Raw genomic sequence first — 9,463 nt, forward strand, 5'->3', positions numbered from 1 at the left:
AGCCAGGTGGTTTTCCTGGAGCATCGCCGCATCGGCGAGCCCGAAGCGGTGATTCACTCCCCCCCCGCAGCGCACCGCATATTTCTCCAGCACCCGCAAGCCAGGGGTGGTCTTGCGCGTATCGGCCAGCGCCACGCCCGTGCCCTCAAGCATCTGCACCAGGGCCGCGGTGGCGGTGGCGATTCCGGAGAGGCGCATGGCCAGGTTGAGGGCCGTGCGCTCACCGGCCACCAGGGCCGTGGCAGGGCCCTGGAGCTCGAAGAGCCGCTGGCCCATCCCCACGGTCTCCCCATCCGCCACCAACGGGCACACCCGCACGGCGGGGTCGAGCAGCCGGAACAAAGGCTCCACCAGCACCCCGCCGCAAAACACCCCGGGCGCCTTGGCGAGCCAGTGGGCCCGGCCAGGGCGACCAGCCAGAGCCGCAGCCGTGAGGTCACCGCGGCCGATGTCTTCGTTCAGCCAGGCCCGCAGCTGGCCCTGAAGCGCAGGCGTGAACGGCAGGTTCATGGCGACAAGTGACCGGTTTGCCCATCATGCGAGCCAGTGCAGCTGGGTCAGCGCAGCAACCATGCAATTTGCCCAGGTGGTGTTCTACGGCCGGCTTGGCAGCCAGGCCCTGGCAATGTTCAACCTCGATCCGGCCCAGTGGCGCGGCGCCCGCGTGCTGGATTGCCCGGGCGGGCCGGGTTCGCTCTCGGCCCTGCTGCGGGCCGAGGGGCTGGATGTGACGGCCGTTGATCCGCTCTATGCCCTCACCGAGGCTGAGCTGGAGCAGCGGGCCCGGGGCGATCTGGAGGCCGCCATGGCCACCCTCGCCACCAGCACCGCCATCCGGCCCGATTTCAACCTGGACGCCTGCCGCCAGGAACACCTCGACGCCCTGGAGGCCTTCCTGGCGGACCGGCGCGCCCATCCCGAGCGCTACCTGGCCGCCAGCCTGCCCAATTTGCCTTTTGCCGATCAGGGTTTTGATTTGGTGCTCAGCGGCCACCTGCTGTTCAGCTACGCCCCCTGCTCAGCCGGAGGGCTGATGGAGGAGCCGGGCCTGGATCTGGACTGGCACCGCAGCACACTGAATGAGCTGCTGCGGGTGAGCCGCCGGGCGGTGCATCTCTATCCGGCCCACACCATGGAACTCCAGGCACGCCGCCACCCCTACGCCGAGGCGTTGCTGGCGGAGCTGCCCGCCAGCTGGCACGGCCGTTTCGCCACCACCAGCTACGACCAGGGCCATGAAGGGCTCACCGATGCCCTCGAACTGAAATGCCAGCTGGGCCCAGTGCCAACCTGAGGGCATCCGCTGATCCGGAAAACCGGCATGACCCAACCCCGCTGGTGGACGAGCGGTGACCTCGACGGCTTCCTCGGCCTGGGGCTCGACAACCTGATCCAGATCCTGTTGATCGTGTCCCTGTGCCGGGGCGTGCTCGGCTACCCCGACAGCCTGATATTCGGCGCGATCCTGCCGGCCACCGGCATCAGCCTGGTGGTGGGCAACCTGGCCTACGCCCGCCAGGCCTTTCAACTCGACCTGCGGGAGGGCCGCGACGACCGCACCGCCCTGCCCTACGGCATCAACACGGTGAGCCTGTTCGCCTATGTGTTTCTGGTGATGCTGCCGGTGAAGCTGACGGCCTTGAGCCAGGGCCTGGATCCAGCCGCAGCGGTAACCCTCTCGTGGCGAGCTGGGCTGATCGCCTGCCTGGGTTCGGGGTTGATCGAATGCTCCGGTGCCTTCATCGGAAACGCCCTGCAGCGCTGGCTGCCCCGGGCCGCCCTGCTCTCCACCCTGGCGGGCATCGCCCTAGGCTACATCTCTCTGGGTTTCCTGCTGCGCACCTACGCCCAGCCGATGGTAGGCCTGGCGGTGCTGGCGGTGATTTTGGTGGGCTACTACGCGCCGGTGCGCTGGCCGGTGCCCGCCGGCCTGGTGGCCGTGCTGCTGGGCATCGCCCTGGCCTGGGCCAATGGTTTGATCGACCTCGATCCGGTGCGCTGGCAGAGCAGCACGGCCCTGATTGGGCTCCATCTACCCAAGCTGCAACTGGCAGACCTATGGCAGGCGCGTGGCCAGCTAGTGCCCTGGTTGGGGGTGATCGTGCCGATGGGACTTTTCAATGTGATCGGCTCGCTGCAAAACCTGGAGAGCGCCGAGGCCGCCGGCGATCGCTATCCGGTGCCCAGCTCGATGCTGATCAATGGCATTGGCACCCTGGCCGCTGCCACCTTGGGCTCCTGCTTTCCCACCACCATCTACATCGGCCACCCGGGCTGGAAGGCCATGGGCGCCCGCATTGGCTACTCCTGGCTCAATGGCGTGGTGATGGGCGCCGCCTGCCTGCTGGGCCTGTTTGGCGTGGTCGGCCAACTGGTGCCGATTGAAGCCGGTATGGCGATCGTGCTTTACATCGGCCTGGTGATCGCTGCCCAGGCCTTCCAGGCCACGCCGCCTCGCCATGCTCCGGCCGTGGCCTTGGGGCTGTTGCCCGGGCTGGCCGGCTGGGGCGCCCTGATGCTGAAAGCGGGGCTGCGGGCCGGTGGCAGCGGCACGGCCGCCAGCCCCTTTGGACCAGCAATGCTGGCGCCCCTGGCCCAGGCCGATGTGTGGGCCGCCGGGGCCTTCGCCCTTGAGCAAGGCCAGATCATCACGGCGATGCTGCTGGCGGGCATGCTCGTTTACGTGATCGAGGCCCGCCTGCTGGCGGCGGCGGCCTGCGCAGCCATCGCAGCCGTGCTGTCCTGGTTTGGTGTGATCCACGCCTGGCAATTCACCAGCTCCGACACCGTGCTGCAGCTGGGCTGGGGCGTGGGCCAGAGCTGGGCCCTCGGCTATGGGTTGATGGCCCTGGTGTTCCTCGCCGCCCGTTGGGGCCTCCGGCCTCAGCGCTGATGCTGCAGCAAACCGAGGGTGAGATTGTCTGGGTCGGTCTGCAGGTAGACGTAGCCACCACCATTGGCGAGCAGCGCCACTTTGTAGTTGTAGGAGGCGCCCGCAGAGTCTCTCTGGGTCATCGAACCCAGGCAGCTGGCAGCCAGCTTGAGATTGCCGCTGTAGGTGCCCCGGTCCTGGCGGCCGGCGTAGCTGGACACCGCCAGACCTTGCACTGCCCCTGCCTGCCACCACTCCCGCTGCACCACCGCATTGGGCTGCCAGCTGCCAGCCAGCCAGCTCTGGCCCTGCTGCTGGCTGGTGACCAGGCCATCGAGCTGCTCGGGCCGGCAAGCGCCCGGAGCCTGGGCCACATAGCGCAACGACAACACCTCACTGGGTGCCACCACCAGGGAAGTGCGCGGCCGGCCTAGGCGATCCAGGGCTACCGCATCAGCCATGGCACCGGCCGAACCCTGGCGCTCAACTAATGCCCAGCAGTTGGCATCGGCTTTCACCTGACCGCTGTAGCGATCTTCCGTAAAACGGCGCCCCGCCCGCAGGTAGCGAACCCCTTCGATGCGGCCATCGGCAAACCAGCGCTCCTGCATCAGCAGGGCCGTGGGTTCACCCCGCTGCTGACCGCTCCCGAGCACCACAAAGGTGCCAGGCGCGGGTGCTTTGCACTGGGCCAGGGCCGCCGCAGCCGACTTTTCAGCAGCTCCTGCCCCTGGCACCAGGCCAGCGCAAATAGCCACGACAGCGAGCAGGGCGCGGGGGCTGGCCATCGACGCACACCATCAAATGATTGCAGTTTGGCAAGAGGCAGTTTGGTAAAAGACCTACTTGCCAATACAGAAACGCGAAAACACCCGATCCAGCACCGCCTCGCTCACCGCCTCGCCTGTTATCTCACCGAGGGCACGCACAGCGGCGCGCAGGTCAATCGTCCAGAAGTCCCAGGGCAGCTGCTGCGCCGCAGCTTCAAGGGCAGCCCCCAGGCTCAGGGCTGCCGCCGCCGCCAGATCCCGTTGGCGGGCATTGAGTGCCACCTGCACGCCTTCGAGGCAGCCAGCTCCGCAGCGGCGCAGCAGCTCCGCCACCAGCTCATCGCGGCCGGCGCCAGTGAGGGCGCTGAAGCGCACATCTGCCGGCTCCCCATCCCCCGCGGGCACCAGACCCACCTGCAGGCCAGCCCCATCAGCCTTGTTGCCTGCCACCAGCAGCACGACGCCCTCGGGCACCAGCTCCCGCAGGGCCTGATCCTCCAGGCTCCAGCCCGCCTCCAGATCAAATAGCAACAGCACCGCATCAGCGGCGGCCAGGGCCTGGCGGGAGCGCTCGATGCCCAGCTGCTCAACCCGGTCGCTGGTGGGGCGAATGCCCGCGGTGTCGAGCAGGGTGAGAGGCACGCCGTCAAGCACCAGCTCGCTTTCCAGCAGGTCGCGGGTGGTGCCCGGTAGGTCGGTCACGATCGCCCGCTCTCGCTGGCTGAGCAGGTTGAGCAGGCTGGATTTGCCCACGTTGGGCCGGCCCACGATCGCCACCCGCAGGCCCCGGCGCAGCAACTCCCCCTGGCGCGCCTCAGCCACCAGCTGCTCCAGCTCAAGCCGCACCGCCTCCAATTCGGCCGTTACTGCCGCGCCATCGAGGGGGGGTAGGTCCTCCTCGAAGTCCACCCGCGCCTCCAGCTCCGCCAACTGATCCAGCAGCCGCTCGCGCAGGGCGCCGATGCGCAGCTGCAGGCCGCCATCGAGGCCAGCCATGGCCAGCTGGGCCGCCCGGCGGCTGCGGGCCGTGATCATTTCGCTGATCGCCTCGGCGCGGGTGAGGTCGAGCCGGCCGTTTAAAAACGCCCGCTGGCTGAATTCCCCCGGCAGGGCCCGCCGCGCCCCAGCCGCCAGCACCAGCTCCAGCACCCGCTGCACCGCCACCAGGCCGCCATGGCAGTGCAGTTCCACCACGTCTTCCCGGGTGAAGCTACGGGGGGCCCGCATCAGCAGCAGCAGGGCCTCATCGAGCCGCTCGCCACTAGCAGGATCCACCACATGGCCGTAGAGCACCCGGTGACTCTCCCAGCTCTGCTGGCCGGGGGCCGCAAACAACTGCCGGCCGATCGGCTCGGCCTCGGGGCCAGAAATCCGCACGATCGCCACACTGCCCTCGCCTGGAGCCACAGCGGTGGCCACGGCGGCGATGGTGTCAGCAAATCCGGCGGGGTCTGGCATGACCCCATTTCAGCGCCAAAGTGCCCACAGATCGAGCACCCGGCTCAGGGATTAGCCAGGCCGGGAAACACCATCAAATCGATATGGCCACCAACGGGATGGCGCCATTCGCGGAATTCCTCGGCCAAGGCGTGCTGCTCGCGGGGCAGGGCCTGGGCCTGCAGGTCCTGGAGCCGCTGGTGCACCAAGTCCAGGGTGTCGTCTATCAGTTGGGCCGCCTGCTCGGAGGTCATGGTGGGGAATCCGGGGAATGGGCAGGTTGTAACTGGGCTTTCAAAGGCACGCTGTAGCGGACATCACGACCGCGCCAGCCGCGCCTATGCAGGCAAACGCCCCAGCAGTGAGAGAATCAACTTCTATTCAGGGGCACTCGTGACGAACGGCAAGGGATCTCCGCGCTCAGCACTGTCGACCCTGCTGCTTGGCTTCGGCGCCGTCGGCGGCTTGGCCCTGCTGGTGTGGCTGACGCTGGTGATGCTTGACCTCAAACATCTCAACACCTCCGGCTTCACCCTGCCCTAGCCGATGCCCGTGCGGGCGATGTCCAGCACATCGGCCATGGAGCGGATTTGATTGATCGTGCTAGCTAGCTGGCTGGAACTCTCAAGCTCCACCCGCAGATCGATGCGGGCCGGCTTGCCGGGATTGGTGCGCACCCGGGCATCGCAGACGTTGATGCGGTGATCGGAAAGGCGAGTGAGGATGTCTTTAAGCACCCCAACGCGATCGAGCACCTCGATGCGCAGTTGCACCGGGTAGCGGCGCGGGCGCGTCTCGGAGGCGGAATTCCAGCGCACCGGCAGCCGCCTTTCGGCCGGCACCTGGGACACATTGGAGCAGTCCTGGCGGTGGATGGTGATGCCGTGGTTGCCGAGAGCCACCGCCCCAAGAATCTGCTCGCCAGGCAGGGGACTGCAGCAGCCCCCGAGCCTGTAATCGAGGCCCTCAAGGCCAAGGATTGAGCTGGTGCCACCCCCACCCACCGGCGCTTGATGCGCCACCTGGGCAGCGTGGGCCGCCACCTTGGCCGCGACCTGCTCATTGCTGACCACGGGGGTGGAGGCTTCGCTGGCCAGGCGCATTTCCTCCCGCAGCCTGTTGAGCACCTGATGCAGGGTGACCCCACCAAAGCCGAGGGAGGCCAGCAGGTCTTCGGTGCAGGTGAGATTGCAGCGGCGGGCCACTTTGGCCATCGCCTCACCATTGAGCAGGGCATCGAAGCCATCGCGGCCGAGCTCGCGCTCCAGCATCTCGGTGCCGCGCTGGAGGTTGTCTTCGCGGTGGCTGGTTTTGTACCAGTGGCGAATGCGATTACGGGCCGTGGGGGTAGCCACGAAATTGAGCCAGTCGAGGCTTGGGTGGGCCGTCTTGGCGGTAACCACCTGCACGAAGTCACCATTCCGCAGAGGTGTGGCGAGCGGGCATAGCCGATCATTAATGCGCACGCCCTGGCAATGATTGCCGATTTCCGAGTGGATGCGATAGGCGAAATCTACGGCCGTAGAACCCTTACGCAAACCCACCACATCGCCATTGGGAGTAAATACAAACACCTCCTCATCAAAGAGATCTTCTTTGATCGAGCGCAGGAAGTCGTTGCTGTCGGTCCCACCGTCATCCTTCTGCCAATCAACCAGCTGCCGCAGCCAGTTGAACCGCTCGGCATCTGCTCCAGAGGCGGCCGGCGAACCGCCCTCCTTGTATTTCCAATGGGCAGCAATGCCGTATTCGGCCACCTGGTGCATGTCGGTGGTGCGAATCTGCACTTCAATCGGCCGGTGCCGGCCGATCACCGCCGTATGCAGGGATTGGTAGCCATTGGGCTTAGGCAAGCCGATGTAATCCTTGAAGCGCCCCGGGATCGGCCGGAAGGTGTCGTGCACCACCGCAAGAGCCCGATAACAACTCTCGAAGTTGGGGCAAAGAATCCGCAGAGCCGCCACGTCGTAGATCTCGTGGAACGCCTTCTGCTGGCGCTGCATCTTGCTCCAGATGCCATAGAGGTGCTTGGGCCGGCCGCTTACTTCGCAATTGGCCAAGCCCACGGCGGCTAGCCGGTCTCGCAGCAATTGCACCGTGACCGCCAGGCGCTCCTCGCGCTCGCTGCGCTTGGTGGCCACCTGCTGCTGCACATCCCGGTAGGCCTCGGGCTCGAGGATCTTGAAGGCCAGATCTTCCAGCTCCCACTTCAGCCGGCCAATGCCGAGGCGATTGGCCAGGGGGGCATAGATCTCCCGGGTTTCCCGGGCGATGCGCAACTGCTTTTCGGGCTTGAGCGCCGCGATGGTGCGCATGTTGTGCAACCGATCGGCCAGCTTCACCAGCACCACCCGGATGTCGCTGGCCATGGCCAGGAACATGCGGCGCAGGTTTTCAGCCTGGGCTTCGGTGTGGTTGGTGAAGTGAATGCCGCCGAGCTTGGTAACCCCCTCCACTAGGGCCCGCACCTCGGCGCCGAAGTGCTGTTCGATCTCCTCAGCGGTGACCTCGGTGTCCTCCACCACGTCGTGCAGGAAGCCCGCAGCGATCACGCCGGCGCTGGCACCGATATCGCGTAGCAGGTCGGCAACGGCAACCGGATGAATGATGTAAGGCTCGCCACTGGCCCGAAACTGGCCCTCGTGCAGCTGGTAGGCGAAGTCGAAAGCGGAGGCCAGCAGAGCCTCAGCATCGCTGGAACAGTTCACCTCCTGCCCCGGCGGCACATGCTCGATGCAGCGCTGCAACCACTCCGGCAGGGGCACGCCGTAGTCGGCAGGAATGCGGATTGGCTTGCGCACCAGAGCTGGAGCGGCCGCCACTCGAGTGACTATGGCCGATGCATCCAGATTTGGGGCCGCCCTGAGCATTTAAGCCTGCGGGTTCCCCTCATCGTAGGCAAGTGGGGCCAAGCTGGTGGCCATGACCAGCCCCGTGCTCGCAATTGAGAACCTGGTGGTGAGCTATCCCGACGCGGAGCGCCCCACCCTCGACGGCCTGAACCTGACCCTGGCGGCCGGCGATCGCCTGGCCCTGGTGGGTCCTTCCGGCTGCGGCAAGAGCACCGTGGCCCGGGCAGTGCTGCAACTACTGCCCCCGGGCAGCCAGTGCAGTGGCTCCCTGCTGCTAGCGGGTCAGAACCCCAGCCAAATGGCCCGTCCGGCCCTGCGCCAACTGCGCGGTGAAGCGGTGGGGCTGGTGTTCCAGGACCCGATGACCCGCCTCAACCCACTGCTGACGATCGGCGATCACCTGGCCGACACCCTGGCGGCCCACCGGCCCCGCTGGCAGAGGCGCCAGGTGCGGCAACGGGCGGAAACCCTTCTGATCCGGGTGGGCATCGGCCCGGAGCGCTACGGCAGCTATCCCCATGAATTCAGTGGCGGCATGCGCCAGCGCTTAGCGATCGCCCTGGCGATGGCCCTGGAGCCGCCGCTGGTGATCGCCGATGAACCCACCACCAGCCTGGATGTGGCCGTAGCCGGCCAGGTGATGGCGGAGCTCAGCAACCTCTGCCGCGAAGCGGGCAGCGCCCTGCTGCTGATCAGCCACGACCTGGCCATGGCGGGCCGCTGGTGCGACCAGATCGCCGTACTTGATCAGGGACGCCTGGTGGAACAGGCGCCAGCCCGGCAGTTGCTGATGGCCCCCGCCTCCGCCCTAGCCCAACGGCTGGTGGCCAAGGCACGGGAGCGGGAGGGCGCCGAAAGTTTGCCGCCACCGCCAGCACCGCTACTGCTGGAAATCGAGCAGCTGCGCAGCTGGCATCCACTGCCATCCCTGCCCTGGCAAGCCCGCTGGCTTAAGGCGGTGGATGGCGTCAGCCTGCGCCTGCAGCAGGGCGAAACCATCGGCTTGGTGGGAGCCTCCGGCTGCGGCAAAAGCACCCTCTGCCGCGCCCTGATGGGGCTGGCGCCGGTGCGGGGTGGCACGGTGCGGCTGCAGGGCACAAACCTGCTAAGCCTGCGGGGCCGAGCCCTGCGCCAGGCCAGGCGCGGCATTCAGATGGTGTTTCAGGACCCGCTGGCCTGCCTCAACCCCCAGATGGTGGTTGGTGAGGCGATTGCCGATCCCCTGCTGATCCACGGCCTGGCCAACCGCTCCCAGGCCCGTCAACGCGCCCGCGAACTGCTGACAGCGGTGGGGCTCACCCCCCCGGAAAGCTTTGAAAACCGCCTGCCCCGCACACTCTCTGGTGGTCAGCAGCAACGGGTAGCGATTGCCCGGGCCCTGATCCTGCAGCCCCAGGTGCTGCTCTGCGATGAGAGTGTCAGCATGCTGGATGCCGAGGTGCAGGCAGATGTGCTGGCCCTGTTGCGGGAGCTGCAGGAGCGCCTGGGGTTGGGGATGCTGTTTGTCACCCACGACCTGTCGGTGGCCAGTG

At 67.0% G+C, this 9,463-nt stretch carries 8 protein-coding genes and 1 pseudogene; 4 read left to right on the forward strand and 5 right to left on the reverse strand.

Features of this window, described 5'->3' with window-relative positions; translation table 11 throughout:
- A pseudogene (locus tag KBZ07_RS11635) lies at positions 1-510 on the reverse strand (nicotinate-nucleotide diphosphorylase (carboxylating)); the annotation flags it as partial.
- A 61-nt stretch (positions 511-571) separates the two neighbouring features.
- Here KBZ07_RS11635 and KBZ07_RS11640 point away from each other — a divergent pair.
- Both KBZ07_RS11640 and KBZ07_RS11645 read left to right on the forward strand, forming a co-directional pair.
- Positions 572-1,294: a class I SAM-dependent methyltransferase gene (locus KBZ07_RS11640; RefSeq protein WP_254931771.1), complete on the forward strand. Its 723-nt coding sequence runs from the start codon at positions 572-574 to the stop codon at positions 1,292-1,294.
- 27 nt (positions 1,295-1,321) lie between these two features.
- Positions 1,322-2,893: an NCS2 family permease gene (locus KBZ07_RS11645; RefSeq protein ID WP_254931772.1), complete on the forward strand. Its 1,572-nt coding sequence runs from the start codon at positions 1,322-1,324 to the stop codon at positions 2,891-2,893.
- Here the strand turns inward: KBZ07_RS11645 and KBZ07_RS11650 are convergent.
- The 3 genes from KBZ07_RS11650 to KBZ07_RS11660 are packed head-to-tail and all read right to left on the reverse strand — an operon-like array spanning position 2,884 to position 5,333.
- Complete coding sequence (locus KBZ07_RS11650; RefSeq protein ID WP_254931773.1) at positions 2,884-3,660, reverse strand: hypothetical protein; 777 nt, start codon at positions 3,658-3,660, stop codon at positions 2,884-2,886. The two genes, KBZ07_RS11645 and KBZ07_RS11650, sit on opposite strands and share 10 nt — an antisense overlap.
- Positions 3,661-3,714: 54 nt before the next feature.
- Positions 3,715-5,100: a tRNA uridine-5-carboxymethylaminomethyl(34) synthesis GTPase MnmE gene (gene mnmE, locus KBZ07_RS11655; RefSeq protein WP_254931774.1), complete on the reverse strand. Its 1,386-nt coding sequence runs from the start codon at positions 5,098-5,100 to the stop codon at positions 3,715-3,717.
- A gap of 44 nt (positions 5,101-5,144) precedes the next feature.
- On the reverse strand, positions 5,145-5,333 hold the full coding sequence (locus KBZ07_RS11660) for a hypothetical protein (protein ID WP_254931775.1): 189 nt from the start codon (positions 5,331-5,333) through the stop codon (positions 5,145-5,147).
- A 139-nt stretch (positions 5,334-5,472) separates the two neighbouring features.
- On the opposite strand from KBZ07_RS11660, the gene KBZ07_RS11665 reads away from it, so the two are divergent.
- On the forward strand, positions 5,473-5,622 hold the full coding sequence (locus tag KBZ07_RS11665; protein ID WP_254931776.1) for a hypothetical protein: 150 nt from the start codon (positions 5,473-5,475) through the stop codon (positions 5,620-5,622).
- On the opposite strand, the gene KBZ07_RS11670 is transcribed toward KBZ07_RS11665, so the two are convergent.
- Positions 5,619-7,949 (reverse strand): bifunctional (p)ppGpp synthetase/guanosine-3',5'-bis(diphosphate) 3'-pyrophosphohydrolase, encoded by a 2,331-nt coding sequence (locus KBZ07_RS11670; protein WP_254931777.1) that lies wholly within the window; start codon positions 7,947-7,949, stop codon positions 5,619-5,621. The two genes, KBZ07_RS11665 and KBZ07_RS11670, sit on opposite strands and share 4 nt — an antisense overlap.
- 52 nt (positions 7,950-8,001) lie before the next feature.
- On the opposite strand from KBZ07_RS11670, the gene KBZ07_RS11675 reads away from it, so the two are divergent.
- Positions 8,002-9,463 (forward strand): ABC transporter ATP-binding protein (locus KBZ07_RS11675; RefSeq protein WP_254931778.1); only part of this gene is annotated, 1,462 nt, incomplete at its 3' end.

This window comes from Cyanobium sp. BA20m-14, from assembly GCF_024346295.1.

Coding starts and splice junctions, on each gene's coding strand:
- mnmE (WP_254931774.1), bottom strand. CDS start 5,100: ATGCCAGACCCCGCCGGATTTGCTGACACCATCGCCGCCGTGGCCACC.
- KBZ07_RS11645 (WP_254931772.1), top strand. CDS start 1,322: ATGACCCAACCCCGCTGGTGGACGAGCGGTGACCTCGACGGCTTCCTC.
- KBZ07_RS11660 (WP_254931775.1), bottom strand. CDS start 5,333: ATGACCTCCGAGCAGGCGGCCCAACTGATAGACGACACCCTGGACTTG.
- KBZ07_RS11650 (WP_254931773.1), bottom strand. CDS start 3,660: ATGGCCAGCCCCCGCGCCCTGCTCGCTGTCGTGGCTATTTGCGCTGGC.
- KBZ07_RS11670 (WP_254931777.1), bottom strand. CDS start 7,949: ATGCTCAGGGCGGCCCCAAATCTGGATGCATCGGCCATAGTCACTCGA.
- KBZ07_RS11640 (WP_254931771.1), top strand. CDS start 572: ATGCAATTTGCCCAGGTGGTGTTCTACGGCCGGCTTGGCAGCCAGGCC.